This is a genomic window from Pseudomonas sp. 910_21, from assembly GCF_052850735.1.
The window spans coordinates 80,637-99,943 of the sequence record NZ_VXCY01000003.1 but is presented as its reverse complement, the minus strand read 5'-3'; the positions used below and the strand labels follow the sequence as shown (position 1 = coordinate 99,943).

The 19,307-nt window shown below is 62.3% G+C and carries 16 protein-coding genes; 9 read left to right on the top strand and 7 right to left on the bottom strand.

Going from position 1 to position 19,307, the window contains the following annotated elements:
* Position 1 precedes the first annotated feature (1 nt).
* Positions 2 to 1,936 carry a putative nucleotidyltransferase substrate binding domain-containing protein gene (locus FW796_RS10430; protein WP_446439331.1) on the bottom strand — a complete coding sequence of 645 codons (1,935 nt, stop codon included), beginning with the start codon at positions 1,934 to 1,936 and terminating at the stop codon, positions 2 to 4.
* Between the two features lie 258 nt (positions 1,937 to 2,194).
* Between FW796_RS10430 and FW796_RS10425 the strand changes: the two genes are divergently transcribed.
* Complete coding sequence (locus FW796_RS10425; protein WP_346633130.1) at positions 2,195 to 2,641, top strand: response regulator; 447 nt, start codon at positions 2,195 to 2,197, stop codon at positions 2,639 to 2,641.
* Positions 2,642 to 2,717: 76 nt separating this feature from the next.
* On the opposite strand, the gene FW796_RS10420 is transcribed toward FW796_RS10425, so the two are convergent.
* A complete protein-coding gene (locus FW796_RS10420) occupies positions 2,718 to 4,895 on the bottom strand; it encodes a malate synthase G (RefSeq protein ID WP_346633129.1) in 2,178 nt (725 codons plus the stop codon).
* Between the two features lie 554 nt (positions 4,896 to 5,449).
* Between FW796_RS10420 and FW796_RS10415 the strand changes: the two genes are divergently transcribed.
* Entirely contained in the window at positions 5,450 to 5,968 is a 519-nt protein-coding gene (locus FW796_RS10415) for a glycine cleavage system protein R (protein WP_060841413.1), read from the top strand.
* Between the two features lie 225 nt (positions 5,969 to 6,193).
* On the opposite strand, the gene rarD is transcribed toward FW796_RS10415, so the two are convergent.
* The 5 genes from rarD to FW796_RS10390 all read right to left on the bottom strand — a co-directional run bounded on the left by rarD (position 6,194) and on the right by FW796_RS10390 (position 12,020).
* On the bottom strand, positions 6,194 to 7,081 hold the full coding sequence (gene rarD / locus FW796_RS10410; protein ID WP_346633128.1) for an EamA family transporter RarD: 888 nt from the start codon (positions 7,079 to 7,081) through the stop codon (positions 6,194 to 6,196).
* A gap of 250 nt (positions 7,082 to 7,331) precedes the next feature.
* On the bottom strand, positions 7,332 to 8,306 hold the full coding sequence (locus FW796_RS10405) for a serine/threonine protein kinase (RefSeq protein ID WP_346633127.1): 975 nt from the start codon (positions 8,304 to 8,306) through the stop codon (positions 7,332 to 7,334).
* 159 nt (positions 8,307 to 8,465) lie between these two features.
* Positions 8,466 to 10,367: a PhoX family protein gene (locus tag FW796_RS10400; RefSeq protein ID WP_346633126.1), complete on the bottom strand. Its 1,902-nt coding sequence runs from the start codon at positions 10,365 to 10,367 to the stop codon at positions 8,466 to 8,468.
* Between the two features lie 83 nt (positions 10,368 to 10,450).
* Positions 10,451 to 11,215: a TOBE domain-containing protein gene (locus FW796_RS10395; protein ID WP_446439330.1), complete on the bottom strand. Its 765-nt coding sequence runs from the start codon at positions 11,213 to 11,215 to the stop codon at positions 10,451 to 10,453.
* A gap of 64 nt (positions 11,216 to 11,279) precedes the next feature.
* Positions 11,280 to 12,020, bottom strand: coding sequence for a double zinc ribbon domain-containing protein (locus FW796_RS10390; protein ID WP_446439329.1), 741 nt, complete (start codon positions 12,018 to 12,020; stop codon positions 11,280 to 11,282).
* Between the two features lie 91 nt (positions 12,021 to 12,111).
* Here FW796_RS10390 and bioB point away from each other — a divergent pair, with 91 nt between their 5' ends.
* From bioB to FW796_RS10355, 7 genes are all read left to right on the top strand, one after another.
* Positions 12,112 to 13,167, top strand: a complete 1,056-nt coding sequence (gene bioB / locus FW796_RS10385) for a biotin synthase BioB (RefSeq protein ID WP_346633123.1) — start codon at positions 12,112 to 12,114, stop codon at positions 13,165 to 13,167.
* A gap of 132 nt (positions 13,168 to 13,299) precedes the next feature.
* Positions 13,300 to 14,478: an 8-amino-7-oxononanoate synthase gene (gene bioF / locus FW796_RS10380; RefSeq protein ID WP_346633122.1), complete on the top strand. Its 1,179-nt coding sequence runs from the start codon at positions 13,300 to 13,302 to the stop codon at positions 14,476 to 14,478.
* Entirely contained in the window at positions 14,471 to 15,202 is a 732-nt protein-coding gene (locus tag FW796_RS10375; protein ID WP_346633121.1) for an alpha/beta fold hydrolase, read from the top strand. The genes bioF and FW796_RS10375 overlap by 8 nt, the downstream gene beginning before the upstream one ends.
* Entirely contained in the window at positions 15,195 to 16,007 is an 813-nt protein-coding gene (gene bioC / locus FW796_RS10370; protein ID WP_446439328.1) for a malonyl-ACP O-methyltransferase BioC, read from the top strand. The genes FW796_RS10375 and bioC overlap by 8 nt, the downstream gene beginning before the upstream one ends.
* Positions 16,004 to 16,684: a dethiobiotin synthase gene (gene bioD, locus FW796_RS10365; RefSeq protein ID WP_346633119.1), complete on the top strand. Its 681-nt coding sequence runs from the start codon at positions 16,004 to 16,006 to the stop codon at positions 16,682 to 16,684. Before bioC ends, bioD begins: the two co-directional genes overlap by 4 nt.
* Positions 16,685 to 16,791: 107 nt before the next feature.
* Positions 16,792 to 17,088 (top strand): pyrroloquinoline quinone biosynthesis protein PqqE, encoded by a 297-nt coding sequence (locus tag FW796_RS10360; protein ID WP_346633118.1) that lies wholly within the window; start codon positions 16,792 to 16,794, stop codon positions 17,086 to 17,088.
* 295 nt (positions 17,089 to 17,383) lie between these two features.
* Positions 17,384 to 19,189: a phenylacyl-CoA dehydrogenase gene (locus FW796_RS10355; RefSeq protein ID WP_446439327.1), complete on the top strand. Its 1,806-nt coding sequence runs from the start codon at positions 17,384 to 17,386 to the stop codon at positions 19,187 to 19,189.
* Positions 19,190 to 19,307: the final 118 nt, after the last annotated feature.

The following is a 19,307-nucleotide window of genomic DNA, read 5'->3' as shown; positions in this document are numbered from 1 at the left end:
CTCATAGCTGGTACCGCAGGGCCAGACTGCTTTGCAGGCGCTGGGCCTGGCGCAGGGACTCACGCAGGATGCGTCGGTCCAGGTGATTGAGGCTGTCCGGGTCGACCCGATTGGAGTAGGGCTGGTTCTCCCGGGTCTGGCGTTGATGCTGCTGCATGCGGGTCTGCTGGATGAAGTGATAGGCCTCTTCGTACGCTGCGCCGTCCAGGGGTTCTATGACTTGCCTGGACACCAGTTGGCGCAAGCGCTCCAGGGTATTGATCGCACCGATGCCATTGGCCAGGGCCAGCAGCCGGGCGCCGTCGACGAAGGGGGTGAGGCCCTGGACCTTGAGGTCGAGGGTGGCTTTTTCACCGTTCTTTTTGGCCAGGACGAATTCGCGGAAGCGTCCCACCGGTGGCCGCTGACGCAGGGCGTTTTCCGCCAGCATGCGCTGGAACAGGCGGTTGTCGCCGACTTGGTCGAGGATCCCCCGGCGCAGTTGCTCGGCGCCTTGTTCATCGCCCCAGACCACCCGCAGGTCGAAGTAGATGCTCGAACCCAACAGGTTTTCCGGCGTCGCCTCGCGGATGAAGGCGGCAAAGCGTCGGGCCCATTCGGCGCGGGACAGGCACAGCTCGGGATTGCCGGCCATGATGTTGCCCTTGCACAGGGTGAAGCCGCACAGGGCCAGGCTCTGGTTGATCTGCTGGGCAATGGGCAGCAGCTTGCCGCGAATCTCTGCGGCGTGGGCCGCGTCCCGGGCCTCGAATAGAATGCCGTTGTCCTGGTCGGTGTGCAGAGTCTGTTCGCGCCGGCCTTCGCTGCCGAAGCACAACCAGCTGAAGGCCACGCCCGGGTCGCCCTTGTCCGCCAGGGTCAACTCGATCACCCGGCATACGGTGTGATCGTTGAGCAGGGTGATGATGTGGGTGATCTGGGTCGACGACGCACCGTGGGCCAGCATGCGCTCCACCAACTGGCCGATCTCGCCTCGCAGCGCCACCAGGTGTTCCACCCGGGGAGCATTGCGGATGGTGCGCGCCAGGTGCACCAGATCGACCCGTTGCAGGGAAAACAGGTCACGCTCGGAGACAACGCCGCACAGGCGCTGGTCTTTCACCAGGCAGACGTGGGCGATATGGCGCTCGGTCATGGCGATGGCGGCGTCGAAGGCACTGTGGTCCGGGCTGAGAAAAAAAGGGGCCTGGGTCATGTGCCGTTCGATGGGCTGGTTGAGGTCCTGGGTGCAGTCGGCAACTACTTGGCGCAGGTCCCTCAGGGTGAAGATCCCCAGGGGCGCCTTGCGCTCGTCCACGACCACGATGCTGCCCACCTGTTGCTCGTGCATCAGGGCCACGGCCTCACGCAGGGGCATCTGTGGGGAGCAGGCGACGGGATGACGCATGGCCAGATCGCCCAGGCGGGTGTTCAGCGAGTATTGGGTGCCGAGGGTTTCCACGGCCTTTTGCTTGACCTGCTGATTGACCTGATCCAGCAGGCTGCTGACTCCGCGCAGGGCGAAGTCGCGGAACTCGGCGGACAAGGCGAAGAGCTTGATGAAGGCGCTCTTGTTCAGTTGCAGGCAGAAGGTGTCTTCGGCGGCCCGGTGTTCGGTGCGGGTGGCGCGTTCGCCCAGCAACGCGGCCAGGGGGAAGCATTCGCCAGCGGTGATCTCGAAGGTGGTTTCGGTGCTGCCTTTGGCGGCGTGGGTGCGCTCGCCCACCACGCGGCCCTGCTTGACGATATAGAAGTGCTCAACCGGGCCGTCGGCAGGCTTGATGATGCTGTCGCCGGGGCCGTAGAAACGCAGCTGGCATTGTTCCACCAGATAGGCCAGGTGGAGGTTTTCCATCTGGTTGAAGGGCGGGAACCGCTGCAGGAACTGCACGGTCCCCTGGATGTTCTGCAACACCGCGGTCTTTCCTGCCTGGATGAAGGCGTCCGCTTTAGTCATAACGATTACCGCAGTCTTTTTGGATTTGTTGTGGTCGGATCACGGCAATGGTCGGACTCCCAGCGCGAGGTGCCCATTGGACGTAAGTCTAGGTAGCGGTCGCAGCCCGGACATTTGGCTTTGAGCGGCGTGTAATCGATGCGAAAAAGCTCTGATCAAGGCTCTTGGCAATTTTTCCGACGAAGTGCACATTGGAGGCCTGCTTAGCGATGTCTGACCACTGTGCTAGGGGATTGATCTGTTCATGTAGAGAAATGTATGCCCGACCACGATATTTTGAGTGACGCCGAGCGCGAGGCGCTGAGTGCGGTCATGCTGGAGCCGGATCTGCCGGCCCAGCGGGTGTTGATCGCCGATGACGACAAGGATGCACGGGAACTGCTCGCGGAAATTCTTGGCCTGGATGGTATTCGTTGCCTTACCGCTGCCAGCGGCAAGGCCGCCCTCGAATTGCTCGAATCGAACAAGTCCATCGGCCTGCTGATCACCGATCTGCGCATGGCCCCCTGCAGTGGCCTTGACCTGATCCGCCAGGTGCGGGAATCGGAGCGGGCGGCGCTGCCGATCATCATCATTTCCGGTGACGCCGATGTGCGCGACGCCATTGCTGCCATGCACTTGAGCGTGGTGGACTTCCTGCTCAAGCCCATCGACACCAGCAAGTTGCTGGCCCTGGTCAAGCATGAGCTGGGCGTGGTGTTGTAGCCGGCCCTCGGCACACGGCACAAAAAAAGCCCCGGTTGTTAGACCGGGGCTTTTTCATTGGCGCTGCTGCGAGGTGTTACAGGCCGTTCTTGGCCTTGAACTCGCGACGACGACGGTGCAGGACCGGCTCGGTGTAGCCGTTGGGCTGCTTGGTGCCTTCAATCACCAGCTCCAGGGCGGCCTGGAAGGCGATGTTGCTGTCGAAGTCCGGAGCCAGCGGGCGGTACAGCGGGTCACTGGCGTTCTGCCGGTCAACCACCGGGGCCATGCGCTTGAGGCTTTCCAGCACCTGTTCCTGGGTCACCACACCGTGGCGCAGCCAGTTGGCGATGTGCTGGCTGGAGATGCGCAGGGTGGCGCGGTCTTCCATCAGGCCGACGTCGTTGATGTCCGGCACTTTCGAGCAACCCACGCCCTGGTCGATCCAGCGCACCACGTAACCGAGAATGCCCTGGGCGTTGTTGTCCAGTTCGTTCTTGATCTGCTCGGCCGACCAGTTGGTGTCGCTGGCCAGAGGGATGGTCAGGATGTCGTCCACCGAAGCGCGGGCGCGCTTGGCCAGTTCGGCCTGACGGGCGAACACGTCGACCTTGTGGTAGTGCAGCACGTGCAGGGCGGCGGCGGTCGGTGACGGCACCCAGGCGGTGTTGGCACCGGCCAGCGGGTGGGCGATCTTCTGCTCGAGCATGGCGGCCATCAGGTCCGGCATGGCCCACATGCCCTTGCCGATCTGCGCGCGGCCTTGCAGGCCGGTGGACAGACCGATATCGACGTTCCAGTTCTCGTAGGCGCCGATCCATTTCTCGGCCTTCATGTCGGCCTTGCGCACCATGGCGCCGGCTTCCATGGAGGTGTGGATCTCGTCGCCGGTGCGGTCGAGGAAGCCGGTGTTGATGAACACCACGCGCTCGCTGGCCGCCTTGATGCAGGCCTTGAGGTTGACCGTGGTGCGGCGCTCCTCGTCCATGATCCCGACTTTCAGGGTGTTGCGCGGCAGGTTCAGCACGTCTTCGATGCGGCCGAACAGTTCGTTGGTGAACGCCGCTTCTTCAGGGCCGTGCATCTTCGGTTTGACGATGTACATCGAACCGGTGCGGCTGTTCTTGCGCGAGGTATTGCCGTTGAGGTTGTGGATCGCCGCGAGGCTGGTGACCAGGCCGTCAAGGATGCCTTCCGGCACTTCGTTGCCATCCTTGTCGAGGATCGCATCGATGGTCATCAGATGGCCGACGTTACGCACGAACAGCAGCGAACGGCCGTGCAGTTTCACCGGCTCACCGTTGACGCCGGTGTATTCGCGGTCGGCGTTCATGGTGCGGGTGAAGGACTTGCCGCCCTTGGCCACTTCTTCTGCCAGGTCGCCTTTCATCAGGCCGAGCCAGTTGCGGTAGATCACCACCTTGTCGTCGGCGTCGACGGCAGCGACCGAATCTTCGCAGTCCATGATGGTGGTCAGGGCCGCTTCCATCAGCAGGTCCTTGACCCCGGCGGCGTCGGTCTGGCCGACCGGGCTGGTGGCGTCGATCTGGATCTCGAAGTGCAGGCCGTTGTGCTTGAGCAGGATCGCGGTGGGGGCTGCGGCATCGCCCTGATAGCCGATCAGTTGGGCATCGTTGCGCAGGCCGCTGTTGCTGCCGCCCTTGAGGCCCACCACCAGCTTGCCGCCGACGATCTTGTAGCTCACGGAGTCCACGTGGGAGCCGGCAGTCAGTGGGGCCGACTCATCGAGGAAGGCGCGGGCGAAGGCGATGACCTTATCGCCGCGAACCTTGTTGTAGCCTTTGCCTTTCTCCGCGCCATCGGCTTCGCTGATGGCGTCGGTGCCGTACAGGGCGTCGTACAGCGAACCCCAACGGGCGTTGGAAGCGTTGAGGGCGAAGCGCGCGTTCATCACCGGCACTACCAGCTGCGGGCCGGCCATGTGAGCGATTTCTTCATCGACGTTCTGGGTGGTGGCCTGGAAATCCGCCGCTTCTGGCAGCAGGTAGCCGATGTCTTGCAGGAAGGCTTTGTAGGCCACGGCATCGTGGGCCTGGCCGGCACGGGACTGGTGCCAGGCATCGATCCGCGCCTGGAAATCATCGCGCTTGGCGAGTAGGGCTTTGTTCTTCGGCGCCAGGTCGTGAATGACCTTGTCGGCACCGGCCCAGAATGCGTCGGCGGTGAGGCCGGTACCGGGAATGGCTTCGTTGTTCACGAAGTCGAACAGGACTCTGGCGACCTGCAGGCCACCGACTTGAACGTGTTCAGTCATTGCTTGCCTCACTCTGCTCAGCTATTTCGCTTTTCAGCTCTTCAAATTAACAATGAAGCCGGCGGCCATTTAAAGCACAACCCTGTTCACCAGTACATGCCATTGCTGGCGGCTGGGTGCTTCCAATCAACGGCAGAGCCTTGCTGACGGGCGGTTGCGAGGGTTGCGATCAGGCTTTGGCAGACATCGTTCCAACGTTATGTAGTGCGCGCTGCGGCATACTACATGATGAATTGCGGTTGTGAAAATTAGACTAAATACGTCGTTCCGCGACTTAAGAATGCAGTGCGGTCACGCTGGGGAACGTGATGTTCTCAAAAAACCGGTGGATTGTTCCATATAAATACAAAAAGTTGTACACGATTTGTGTTTTGCCCTATGCACCCTCGTAGGAGCCGGATTGCCGGCGAAAGGGCCTTCGGGGTTTGCGTCGGCCTTGCGGACGCTTTCGCTGGCAAGCCAGCTCCTACACAAGCTGCTGCGATGTGGGCTGGAAGGCGCGGGGAGTGAGGCTGCCTATAATTGCTCTTTCATCATGAAAAGAGGGCTGCGCCATGGACCATCTCGTTCTCACGGTATTCGCCCCGGACAAGGCCGGACAGGTCGAGCGGATTGCCCAGTGCATCGCCGAGCACGGGGGCAACTGGCTGGAAAGCCGTCTGTCGCGCATGGCTGGGCAGTTTGCCGGCATCTTGCGGGTCGGGGTCCCGGCCGAGGCCTACGATGAGTTGGTGGATGCCTTGCAGGGGCTCTCGGCCCAGGGCATCCGGGTATTGATCGCCGAAAGCGGTATCGAGCAGTCCTGCACCTGGAAGCCCATCGCCATGGAACTGGTGGGCAATGATCGCCCGGGAATCGTCCGGGATATCACGCGCTTGCTGGCGGAGCAGGGGGTCAACCTCGAACGGCTGGTGACCGAGGTGCGCCCGGCGCCCATGAGCAGCGAGCCGCTGTTTCATGCCGAGGCGATTCTGGCGGTGCCCCTGACCTTGTCCCTGGATGTGTTGCAGTCGCGCCTGGAAACCCTGGCCGACGATCTGATGGTGGAGTTGGTGCTGCGCAGCGAGGTCTGAACCCCGTCCCGCAGGTTATCCCAGTAATCCGTGCATGCGCCTGTGGATAACCTGTAGAGACCCGTCGCCAGCCCAGTACCGCCGCGGCGTTCCGTATTCTGATCAAAAAATCAGCAGTTTCAATGGCTTGTGCACAAACGGCGGGGATCAGGTTGTGGATAACCTTGGGAAGAACCGCTGCAGGCCACGAATGGCATGGCCTGCAGGGATTTGTACATTTATTGATCAGCGGCGCCCGCGAAGGCTGAACCAGGCATCGACGCTGTACACCGCCAGGCCGGCCCAGATGAACATGAACGCCAGCAAGGTGCTGGAGGACAGATGTTCGCCAAACAACAGCACCGCTTGCAGCAGCACCAGGGTTGGCGCCAGGTACTGGAGGAAGCCCAGGGTGGTGTAGGGCAGGTCCCGGGCGGCGGCGTTGAAACAGACCAACGGGATCAGCGTGACCGGGCCGGCGGCTACCAGCCACCAGGCCTGGGAACTGCTCCAGAATTCGGCATGGGCACTGCTGGCATCGGGATGCAGCAGTAGCCAGCCCAGGGCGATGGGCACCAGCATCCAGGTTTCCACCACCAGGCCGGGCAGGGCCTTGACCGGCGCCTGCTTGCGGATCAGCCCATAGAAACCGAAGCTCAGCGCCAGCATCAGCGAGACCCAGGGCAGGCTGCCTACCTGCCACACTTGTTGGGCCACGCCCACCGCCGCCAGGATCACCGCCAGCCACTGCATGCGCCGCAGGCGCTCGCCAAGAATCAGCATGCCCAGCAGCACGTTGACCAGTGGGTTGATGTAGTAGCCGAGGCTGGCTTCGAGCATGCGCCCGTTGTTCACCGACCAGACGTAGGTCAGCCAGTTGGCGGCGATCAGAGTGCCGCTCAGGGCCAGGATGGCCAGGCGCCTGGGGTTTTCCCGCAGTTCGCGCCACCAGCCGGGATGTTTCCACACCATCAGCAACAGAGCGCCGAACAGCGCCGACCAGAGTACCCGGTGGACGATGATTTCCACGGCAGGGACGCTGGCGATGGCTTTGAAGTAGAGCGGAAACAGACCCCAGATAATGTAGGCGGTCAGGCCCAGGATGTACCCGCGACGCGGGTTGGCGGCTTGCATGCAGAGTCCTTGCTTAGGCAGCTAACAAAGACCGGATTGTAAGGACAATTGTCTAGACCTGTCCTGACTTTTGCGCTGCCGGTTTCTGTGGGGGAGGGCTTGTGGGCAATGCGACCTTACGGGCCTCTTCGCTGGCAAGCCAGCTCCTACAGTTAGCGTTGTATCGAGGCGGATTCTTGTAGGAGCCGGCTTGCCGGCGAAGGCGAGCGCATGGGGCCCTTCGCTGGCAAGCCAGTTCCTGCAGGCAGGGTCAGAACAGCTTGAGCGGTTCTTCGTTGAGGGCCGCCAACTGTTCGCGCAGGGCCAGTACCTGTTCACCCCAGTAACGTTCGCTGCCAAACCAGGGGAAGCTGTGGGGAAAGGCCGGATCGTCCCAGCGTCGTGCCAGCCAGGCGCTGTAGTGCATCAGGCGCAGGGCTCGCAGCGGTTCGATCAGGGCCAATTCCCGCGGGTCGAAATCATGAAACTCGCTGTAGCCGTCCATCAGCTCGGAGAGCTGGCTGAGGCACTCCTGGCGGTCGCCGGCCAGCATCATCCACAGGTCCTGCACCGCCGGGCCCATGCGGCAGTCATCCAGGTCGACGATATGGAACATTTCATCGCGGCACATCATGTTGCCGGGGTGGCAATCGCCGTGCATGCGGATGTTCTGGTGCGGGGTGGCCTGGTAGACCTCTTCCACCCGCTTGAGCAGGTCCCGGGCCACGGACTCGTAGGCCGGCAGCAGGCTCTTGGGAATGAAGTTGCCTTGCAGCAGGGTCGCCAGTGAGTCATGACCGAAGTTTTTCACGGCCAGGGCTTCGCGGTGCTCGAAGGGGCGGGTGGCGCCCACGGCGTGCAGGCGACCGAGCAATTGCCCGAGGCGATAGAGTTGATCCAGGTTGCCCGGTTCAGGTGCGCGTCCGCCACGCCGGGGAAACAGGGCAAAGCGAAAGCCCGCGTGCTCGAACAGGCTGGCGCCGTCGTGGATGATCGGCGCGACCACCGGCACATCGCACTCGGCGAGTTCGAAGGTGAAGCGGTGTTCTTCCAGGATCGCTTCGTTGGTCCAGCGCTGGGGGCGGTAGAACTTGGCGATCAGCGGTTCGCCTTCGTCGATGCCGACTTGATAGACGCGATTTTCGTAGCTGTTGAGCGCCAACACGCGGGCGTCGCTGAGAAAACCGATGCTTTCAACGGCGTCGAGAACCAGGTCGGGGGTCAGTGTTTCAAACGGGTGCGACATGCTTACTCCTGCGCGCAGCAGGCTGCCGCGTCCGGCCAAGCATGGTAACGCAGACGGGGAGCCAGTGGGGGGAGGGTTTGCGGGTGGTTCGGCTGGGCGCCGGGTTCGCCAGCGAGCCGGCTCCTACGGGCGTAGGGGCCGGTTTGGCGAGGGGCGGGTTCAGGCGCCGATGATGCCGCCATCTTCCCGGGTGATAGCCATCACCGAGGAACGTGGCTTGCCGTTGGGCAGGTGCTCGGGGAAGGTCGAGCCACCGGTTTCTCCCGGGTGCTGGATGCCGACGAACAAGGTCTTCTGGTCCGGGGCGAAGGCGATCCCGGTGACTTCGCAGCCCACCGGTCCGACCATGAAACGGCGGATTTCACCGCTGTCCGGGTCGGCGCAGAGCATCTGGTTATTGCCCATGCCGGCAAAATCGCCGCTGTTGCTGTAGTCGCCGTCGGTGAGAATCCACAGGCGTCCGGCCTTGTCGAAACCCAGGCCGTCGGGGCTGTTGAACATGTTCTGCGGGGTGATGTTGGACGAGCCGCCCTTGGGCTGGCCGGCATGCACGCCGGGATTGCCGGCCACCACGAACAGGTCCCAGGAAAAGCTCATCGCGCCATGATCGTCGCCGCCGGTGCGCCAGCGCAGGATCTGTCCGTAGACATTCTTCTCCCGGGGGTTGGGGCCGCCCACCGGCTGACCGTCTTCGCCACGTTTGGCGTTGTTGGTCAGGGTGCAATAGACCTGGCCGTCCTTGGGGCTGACCACGATCCATTCCGGGCGGTCCATGCGCGTGGCCTGGACCACGCTGGCGGCCAGTCGAGCCTGGATCAGTACCTGGGCCTGGTCGGCGAAGCCGCTGCTGGCGTCGATGCCGTTCTTGCCGTGAGTCAACTCGATCCACTGACCCTGGCCCTTGGGACGGTCCGGGTTGCCGTCGCCGGCATCGAAGCGCGCCACGTACAAGGTGCCGTGGTCCAGCAGGTCGCGGTTGGCCTTGGGGTTGCGGTGGTTGATCTTGTCGCGGCTGATGAACTTGTAGATGAATTCCCCGCGCTCATCGTCGCCCATGTAGACCACGGCGCGGCCGTCGCGTGTTTGTGCCAGGGCGGCGTTTTCATGTTTGAAGCGGCCCAGGGCGGTGCGTTTGACCGGTGTCGATTGCGGGTCGAAGGGATCGATTTCCACTACCCAGCCGTGACGGTTGAGCTCGTTGGGGTTCTTTGCCAGGTCGAAACGCGGGTCGTGGGGGTGCCAGTTGATGTCCTTGCTGGTCACCACCGCGCCGTAGCGTTTCTGCGCCGCGTCGAACTTCTGCTCAGCGTTACTGCTGCCGAAGCAGTCGGTGAAGTTCTCTTCGCAGGTCAGATAAGTGCCCCAGGGCGTCTTGCCGTTGGCGCAGTTCTGGAAGGTGCCGAGGACTTTCTTGCCCTTGGGGTCGGCGCTGGTCTTGAGCAGGTCGTGGCCGGCGGCGGGGCCGCTGAGCCGGATCGGCGTGTTGCCGTGGATGCGTCGGTTGTAGCGTGAACCCTGGACGAACTGCCACTGGCCGTTCTTGCGCTGCACTTCGATGACCGAAACCCCTTCGCTGGCCTGGGCCTTGCGCACGTCCTCGGCGGATTGCGGCTGGCCGCCGTGGGGATAGAGGTAGCGGTAGTTGGTGTATTCGTTGTTGATCGCCATCAGCGCCCGGTGCTTGTCGTCCGGGAAGGCGAACAGGCTCATGCCGTCGTTGTTGTCGCCGAACTGCACTTCCTGAGCCCGGGCGGTACCGTTGCCGCTGGGGTCGAAGGCCGGTCCGTTCTTGGCCAGCGGTTGGCCCCAACTGATCAGCACCGAGGATGTGTAGCCCGCAGGCAGGGTGATCTTGTCGCTGGTGGCGGCCGCAATGCCGGCAAAGCCCAGCAGTTGGCTATTGCCGGCGCTGACACTGGCGGCCAGGGCGCTGCGGCTCAACAGTCCGCCACCGAGAAACAGGGCGGCGCCACATAGGGCGCCGGCGCCGATGAAACCCCGGCGGCTGAGGCCGACCATCTGTTCCAGGTCGGTGGGTTGGTGTTCTTCTAACAGGCTCATATCAGGCTCCCTGCGGGTTTTTGCAGCCACCTTAATGAGCGCCTATGACGAATATGTTGCAGCCAGAAGTCGTTGCGCTCTGGTTACAACGGGGTGCCGAGCAGGACATGGGAGGCAGAGAACTGCACCTGGACCGGTTTGCCTTCGGTCATTTCCAGCGTCTTGAGCCGGTGCGGCTCGGCCAGGGCGCAGAGGGTCTGGCCGTTGGGCAGGCTGATGCGCACCTCGCAGGGGCCATCTTCGGCGTCGAGAATCTGCTCGATGATTCCGCTCAGGCAATTGTGTCCAGTTGTTACCGGAGCGTCGGCAGGATGCAGGTCCAGCCAGCCGGCCTTGATCAAGGCCACCACTTCGGTGCCGGGGGCCAGCTCCAGGCGCTGGGTGCTGTCGTGGGTGATCTGCGCCTTGAGGATCAGGCCTTCTGGCAGTTCCAGGCTGATCAGGTCATTGCAGCCTTGAGGCTCGATCCCGCGGATCTTGCCGTGCAGCTGGTTGCGGGCACTGGTGCGCAGCATCAGGCGCCCCAGCAGATCGAGATCGCTGGCATCTTCTGCGGCTTCCAGCACTTGGGCCTGCAGTGCTTGCAGGCGTTGGTAAAGGCGCAGCACGCGTTCGCCCTCGGCGGAGAGCTTGGCCCCGCCACCGCCCTTGCCGCCGACGCTGCGTTCTACCAGCGGACTCTGGGCCAGGTTGTTCAGCTCATCGATGGCATCCCAGGCGGCCTTGTAGCTCAGGCCGGCGCTTTTGGCCGCGCGGGTGATGGAGCCCTGTTCGGCAATGTGTTGCAGCAGGGCGATGCGTTGCGGGCGGCGGACGATGTGCTGGGTCAACAGAGTGGGCAAGGACATGGCAAGGACGCTTTGGGCACCGAAGATGGACAGGGAGTTTGCGGCTTGAGCGATGAGAGTCAAGTCAGTCGGGGGTGTCGGGTCTTGCGGTCCGGGCCAGGCAATAGACATCCACTTGACGAGCGCCGGCGTTGATCAGCAGCCGGGCCAGGGCCTGGGCGGTGGCACCGGTGGTGAGGACGTCGTCCACCAGGGCCAGGTGCCGGCCGACCACAGGCGCGTCGGCGGTGAGGGCGAAGGCCTGGTTCAGGTTGCGATGACGGGCACGGGCACCCAGGCCTTGTTGCGCCGGGGTGTCCTGGGTACGTAGCAGCAGATGGGGTTCCACCGCCAGTTGCAGTTGCTCTCCCAGCCACTGGGCCAGCATGCCGGCCTGGTTGAAGCCCCGCTGGCGCAGGCGTCGGCGGGACAGCGGCACCGGCAGCAGGCAGTCTGGCCGGGGCAGGCCTTCATCGTAGCGATAGTGAAGGTATTGGCTGAGAAGCTCGGCCATCAGACGGCCAAAAGGCCACTTTTCATGGTGTTTGAAACGGCTGATCAGGCTGTCCACCGGAAAATCGTAACGCCAGGGGGCGATGACCCGTCGAAATGCGGGGAGACGTTGCAGGCACTGGCCACAGGTCAGGTCGGCGGCGGGCAGGGGCAGGGCGCAGACCGAGCATTGGGCGCCGAGCCAGGGCAGTTCGTCCTGACATGAACTGCACAGGGCCAGGGCTGAATCGCTGGGTTCATCGCATAGCAAACAGATCTGTTTGTTTTTTGACCAGATGTAAACCGGTCCTTTGTATTCGGGTTGACAGTGCATGGCTCTTCCTTAAATATGCCGAACATCCGTGTTGCGGCTGTGGACTTTCCCTGTCCCGCGCCGCTTGCCAAGCATAATCAAGGAATCGCCCATGAGCGCCAGCACCACCGCTACCCTGCGTCATGACTGGACTTTGGCTGAAGTCAAAGCCCTGTTCGTCCAGCCGTTCAATGACTTGCTGTTCCAGGCGCAGACGGTGCACCGCGCGCATTTCGATGCCAATCGGGTCCAGGTTTCCACCTTGCTGTCGATCAAGACCGGCGCCTGCCCGGAAGATTGCAAATATTGTCCGCAGTCCGGCCACTACAACACCGGTCTGGAAAAGGAAAAGCTCCTGGAAGTGCAGAAGGTGCTGGAGGAGGCCGCTCGGGCCAAGGCCATCGGCTCTACGCGTTTCTGCATGGGCGCCGCCTGGAAGCACCCTTCGGCCAAGGACATGCCCTATGTGCTGGAGATGGTCAAAGGCGTGAAAGCCATGGGCCTGGAAACCTGCATGACCCTGGGCCGTCTCGATCAGGACCAGACCGAGGCCCTGGCCAAGGCTGGCCTGGACTACTACAACCACAACCTCGACACCTCGCCGGAGTTCTACGGCAACATCATCACCACCCGCACCTACAGCGAGCGTCTGCAAACCCTGGCCTACGTGCGTGACGCCGGGATGAAGATCTGTTCCGGCGGCATTCTCGGCATGGGCGAGTCCCTGGACGACCGTGCCGGCCTGCTGATCCAGCTGGCCAATCTGCCGGAGCACCCGGAGTCGGTGCCTATCAACATGCTGGTGAAGGTGGCCGGTACGCCGCTGGAAAACGCTGAGGACGTGGACCCGTTCGACTTTATCCGCATGCTCGCCGTGGCACGGATCCTCATGCCGCAATCCCACGTGCGCCTGTCCGCCGGCCGCGAAGCGATGAACGAGCAGATGCAGGCCCTGGCATTCTTCGCCGGTGCCAATTCGATTTTCTACGGCGACAAGCTGCTGACCACCGCCAACCCGCAGGCCGACAAGGACATGCAGTTGTTCGCGCGCCTGGGCATCCAGCCCGAAGCCCGGGAAGAACATGCCGACGAAGTGCACCAGGCGGCCATCGAGCAGGCCCTGGTGGAGCAGAAGAGCAGCGAGCAGTTCTACAACGCTGCCGTCTGATCTCCTGTGGTAGGAGCCGGCTTGCCGGCGAATCCCGCGAACTGCGTAAGTCCAACGGGTTTCGCGTCGGCGGTTTCGCTGGCAAGCCAGCTCCTACGGGTAATGTGTCTGTGAGCCAATATCGAGGCCAGCATGTCTTTTGATCTCGCAGCACGGCTTGCAGCCCGTCGTGCTGAACATCTCTATCGCCAGCGTCCGCTGCTTGAAAGCCCTCAGGGGCCGCAAGTGGTGGTGGACGGCCAGCCATTGCTGGCTTTCTGCAACAACGACTACCTGGGCCTGGCCAATCACCCGCAGGTGATCGAAGCCTGGCGCGCCGGTGCCAGCCGCTGGGGCGTGGGCGGCGGTGCTTCTCATCTAGTGATCGGTCATAGCGCTCCCCATCACGCTTTGGAAGAAGCCCTGGCCGAACTCACGGGGCGTCCGCGGGCGTTGCTGTTTACCACGGGCTACATGGCCAATCTCGGTGCGGTCACGGCGTTGGTGGGGCAGGGCGACACGGTGCTGGAAGACCGTCTCAACCATGCTTCCCTGCTGGATGCCGGCCTGCTCTCCGGTGCGCGCTTCAATCGCTATCTACACAACGATGCAGAGAGCCTGGCCAAACGTCTGGAGAAGGCCACCGGCAATACCCTGGTGGTCACCGATGGGGTGTTCAGCATGGACGGCGATGTCGCCGACCTGCCGGCCCTGGCTCGGGAAACCAAGGCCCGCGGTGCCTGGTTGATGGTGGACGATGCCCATGGCTTTGGCCCGCTGGGGGCCAACGGTGCCGGGCTGGTGGAACACTTCGGCCTGGGGCTGGATGAGGTGCCGGTGCTGGTCGGCACCCTGGGCAAGGCCTTCGGTACCGCCGGCGCCTTTGTCGCCGGCAGTGAAGAGCTGATCGAAAGCCTGATCCAGTTCGCCCGGCCCTATATCTACACCACCAGCCAGCCACCGGCGCTGGCCTGCGCCACCCTGAAAAGCCTGGAGTTGCTGCGCAGCGAACACTGGCGGCGTGAGCACCTGGCGAACCTGATCCGTCAGTTCCGTCAGGGCGCCGAGCAGATCGGCCTGGAGCTGATGGACAGCTTTACGCCGATCCAGCCGATCATGGTGGGCGACAGTGCCCGGGCCGTGGAGTTGTCACGGATGCTCCGTTCGCGGGGAATCATGGTCACGGCCATCCGTCCGCCGACTGTACCGGCCGGCAGTGCGCGGCTGCGGGTGACCTTGTCCGCAGCCCACAGCGAGGCGCAGGTCCAGCTATTGTTAAGCGCGTTGGCGGATTGTTTCAGTGAACTGCAAACGGGGCCGAGCCATGCGTGATCGACTGATTCTGTTGCCGGGCTGGGGGCTGGGTGTGTCGCCTCTGCAACCCTTGGCGGCAGCGTTGCAGGGACTGGACGAACACTTGCGGGTAGAGATCGAGCCGCTGCCGGAACTGACCTCCAGTGATCTGCAGGAATGGCTGGACGAACTCGATGACGCGATACCGGACAATGCCTGGCTGGGGGGCTGGTCTCTGGGCGGCATGCTCGCTTCGGAGTTGGCGGCTCGTCGCGGCGAGCGCTGCTGCGGCCTGCTGACCCTGGCCAGCAACCCCAGTTTCGTCGCGCATGAGCAGTGGTCCAGTGCCATGGCTGCGCAAACCTTCGACGGTTTCCTGGCCGGCTGCGCCGCTGATCCGCGAACGACCCTCAAGCGCTTTTCTCTGCTCTGTGCCCAAGGTGCTGCCGACCCACGAGGTTTGTCGCGGTTGCTCCTGGGCGGCGCCCCGACGACCCCAGGGCCGGTGTTGATGGCGGGCCTGGAGTTGCTGGCGCAGCTGGATAGTCGAGCGGCGTTGCAGGAGTTTGGCGGGCCGCAGTTGCACCTGTTCGCCGGGCTTGATGGCTTGGTGCCCGCCGAGGCGGCCAGCGAGCTGCTGGCGTTGTTGCCGGATGTAGAAGTTGGTCTGATTGAGCAGGCCAGCCACGGTTTTCTTCTGGAGGATCCCCACGGAGTGGCGGGGGCAATCCAGGCTTTCTTGCATGAGTCCGGTGATGACTGATTTGTCTGTTCCTGTCTTGCCCGCAGGCCTGCCTGACAAGCGTCAGGTGGCGGCTTCGTTTTCCCGCGCCGCAGCCAGTTACGACAGCGTTGCCGAGTTGCAGCGCACGGTCGGCCAGCAATTGCTGAGCCGTTTGCCTGAAGACTGGACGCCTGCGCGCTGGCTGGATTTGGGCTGCGGTACGGGCCATTTCAGTCGAGTGCTGGGGGCACGCTTCGCCGGCAGTCAGGGTCTGGCTCTGGATATTGCCGAGGGCATGCTCAAGCACGCGCGGCCTCTGGGTGGCGCCGAGCACTTCTTGGCCGGAGATGCTGAGCGCCTGCCGTTGCAGAGCAGCAGCTGCGAGCTGATTTTCTCCAGCCTGGCGGTGCAATGGTGCGCGGATTTTGCGGCAGTGCTCAGTGAAGTCCGGCGGGTGCTGAAACCGGGAGGCGTGCTGGCGTTCGCCAGTCTGTGTGTCGGCACCTTGCAGGAGCTGCGTGAGAGCTGGGGGCGGGTCGATGGGCAGGTCCACGTCAATCGCTTTCGTGAGTTCGCACGCTATCGCCACTTGTGCGATGCCAGTGGTTTGCAGGTACGTAGCCTGGAGAGTGTTCCCCATGTCCTGCATTACTCGGATGTGCGTAGTCTGACCCATGAGTTGAAAGCCTTGGGGGCACACAATCTGAATCCCGGTCGTCCCGGCGGCCTCACCGGACGGGCGCGTATCGCCGGGTTGATCGAGGCTTACGAGGGTTTTCGTCAGTCCCAGGGACTGCCGGCGACCTATCAGGTGGTGTATGCCGTGTTGGAGAAACCGTTATGAGTGCTGCCTATTTCATTACCGGCACCGACACCGATGTGGGTAAAACCACCATTGCCGCGGGGTTGCTGCATGCAGCGCGGCTGGCCGGGTTGAGTACCGCGGCAGGCAAACCTGTGGCCTCCGGATGCGAGTTGAGCGCCAAGGGCCTGCGCAACGCCGATGCTCTGGCGTTGCTGGCACAGTCGTCGTTGCCATTGAGCTATGAAGAGGTCAATCCGATCGCTTTCGAGCCGCCCATCGCACCGCACCTGGCGGCGCGAGAAGCCGGGGTAGCGCTGACAGTGCAGTCATTGCTGACGCCCATGCGTCACCTTCTGGCCAAGGGCGCGGACTTCACCCTGATCGAAGGCGCGGGTGGCTGGCGAGTGCCTCTGGCGGATCAGGACAATCTGTCGGATCTGGCCATGGCGCTGGGCTTGCCGGTGATTCTGGTGGTGGGTGTGCGTCTGGGTTGCATCAACCATGCATTGTTGACCGCCGAGGCCATTGCCCAGGACGGTCTGCAACTGGCGGGCTGGGTAGCCAATATCATCGATCCGAAGACCTCTCGTCTGGAAGAAAACCTCGCGACTTTGGCCGAGCGCTTGCCCGCGCCGTGCCTGGGTCGGGTGCCGCGACTCAAGCCAGCCAGTGCCGAGGCGGTGGCCGAGCATCTGCAGTTGGATCTGCTGGACTAGATTTTGCCTATGGCAAGGCACATTGCCATTAGTGTTTTTGACGGGTGTTTTTTTGACGGGTCTGCTTCAATAACATCCGTCATTCATTTTCAAGGTCGAGTTCTCCTATGGAAATTTCCGGGAACAGCGCTTTCTACGCCGGACTGAACGCGATTCAGACTGGGCAGAATCGTGTCGATCAAGGTTCCAGCCAGATCGCCAGCAGCGCCGTTGAGCGCTCTGCCGACAGTCAGGCGTCGGTGGATTCGGTCAATCGTCTGCGTGGCGTGGATCGCAGCCAGGATTCGGACCTGGCCAGCAGCATGGTCGATATGTCCATGGGCAAGATCCAGGTGGAACTGGGCGTGAAGGTCGCCAAGGCCTCTGATGAAGTCCTCGGTACGCTGATCGATACCTACGCTTGATACTCCTCTGCTAAAGCCTGCTTTCCATTGAAGGCAGGCTTGTCTTCATGCCTTTCCTTTCTGTAACACGTTTTATTCCTCTGCATCGCTGATCGTCGGCAAGCCGGCTCCTACAATTTCATGGCCGGTGCCGTGGGTGTTCGCCTGGGCGTTGATTTTGTGCTGGTGACGAAAGGCATTTGCGCGACGCTTGACAAGATTTAGGCGTAAACGTATGTTTCAAACAACTGTTTGACCGCCATAAAAATTCGATGCGGTTGTTCATTCCCGGTTACATCAGCAGAGGTTTATCGCTATGCCTGACTACAAGGCCCCCTTGCGTGATATTCGCTTCGTTCGTGACGAGCTGCTCGGCTATGAGGCGCACTATCAGAGCCTCCCGGCTTGCCAGGACGCCACTCCGGACATGGTTAACGCCATTCTCGAGGAAGGTGCGAAGTTTTGTGAGCAGGTACTGGCGCCGCTGAACCGTGTAGGCGACCTGGAAGGTTGTACTTGGAGTGAATCCGGCGTTAAGACCCCGACTGGCTTCAAAGAAGCCTACAAGCAATTCGTCGAAGGCGGCTGGCCTAGCCTGGCCCACGACGTTGAGCACGGTGGTCAGGGCCTGCCTGAATCCCTGGGCCTGGCAGTCAGCGAAATGGTCGGTGAATCCAACTGGTCGTGGGGCATGTACCCAGGCCTGTCCCATGGCGCGATGAACACCATTTCCGAGCACGGGACTCCTGAGCAGCAAGAGGCTTACCTGACCAAACTGGTGTCCGGCGAGTGGACCGGTACCATGTGCCTGACCGAGCCGCACTGTGGCACCGACCTGGGCATGCTGCGCACCAAGGCCGAACCTCAGGCTGATGGTTCCTACAAAGTCACCGGTACCAAGATCTTCATCTCCGCCGGTGAGCACGACATGGCCGACAACATCGTCCATATCGTTCTGGCCCGCCTGCCGGATGCACCGGCCGGCACCAAAGGCATTTCGCTGTTCATCGTGCCCAAATTCCTGCCCAACGCTGATGGCAGCGTCGGTCAGCGCAACGCCGTGAGCTGTGGTTCCCTGGAACACAAGATGGGTATCCATGGCAACGCCACTTGTGTAATGAACTTCGACGCGGCCACCGGTTTCCTCATCGGCCCGGCGAACAAAGGCCTGAACTGCATGTTCACCTTTATGAACACCGCTCGTCTGGGTACTGCTCTGCAAGGCCTGGCCCATGCCGAGATCGGCTTCCAGGGCGGTCTGAAATACGCTCGCGATCGTTTGCAAATGCGCTCCCTGACTGGCCCGAAAGCGCCGGACAAGGCTGCTGATCCGATCATCGTGCACCCTGACGTACGTCGCATGCTGCTGACCATGAAAGCCTTCGCCGAGGGTAACCGGGCGATGGTGTACTTCACCGCCAAGCAGGTCGACATCGTCAAATACGGTGTGGATGAAGAAGAGAAGAAGAAAGCTGATGCACTGCTGGCGTTCATGACTCCAATCGCCAAGGCGTTCATGACTGAAGTTGGCTTCGAGTCCGCCAACCACGGTGTGCAGATCTACGGTGGCCACGGCTTCATCGCTGAGTGGGGCATGGAGCAGAACGTTCGCGACAGCCGTATCTCGATGTTGTACGAAGGCACCACCGGCATCCAGGCCCTGGACCTGCTGGGCCGCAAGGTTCTGATGACGCAAGGCGAAGCCCTCAAGGGGTTCACTAAAATCGTCCACAAGTTCTGCCAGAACAACGAAGGCAATGAGTCCGTGAAGGAGTTCGTTGCACCGCTGGCAGCGCTGAACAAGGAGTGGGGCGAGCTGACCATGAAAGTGGGCATGGCCGCGATGAAGGACCGTGAAGAAGTGGGTGCTGCCTCGGTGGACTACCTGATGTACTCCGGTTATGCCTGCCTGGCCTACTTCTGGGCCGACATGGCCCGTCTGGCGGCTGAAAAGCTGGCAGCCGGCACTACCGAAGAGGCTTTCTACACCGCCAAGCTGCAGACTGCGCGCTTCTACTTCCAGCGCATCCTGCCGCGTACCCGCACTCACGTTGCAACCATGTTGTCGGGTGCCAACAACCTGATGGACATGAAGGAAGAGGACTTCGGCCTGGCCTACTAAGCCTCACCGAACTTTTTCAGAAAGCCGCTCTCCCTTCGGGTCGGGCGGCTTTTTTGTGCCTGCAGAATCTTCATGAAAATTCCCGACTAAATCGCTAAGCAGATGCGATTTCCTGCCG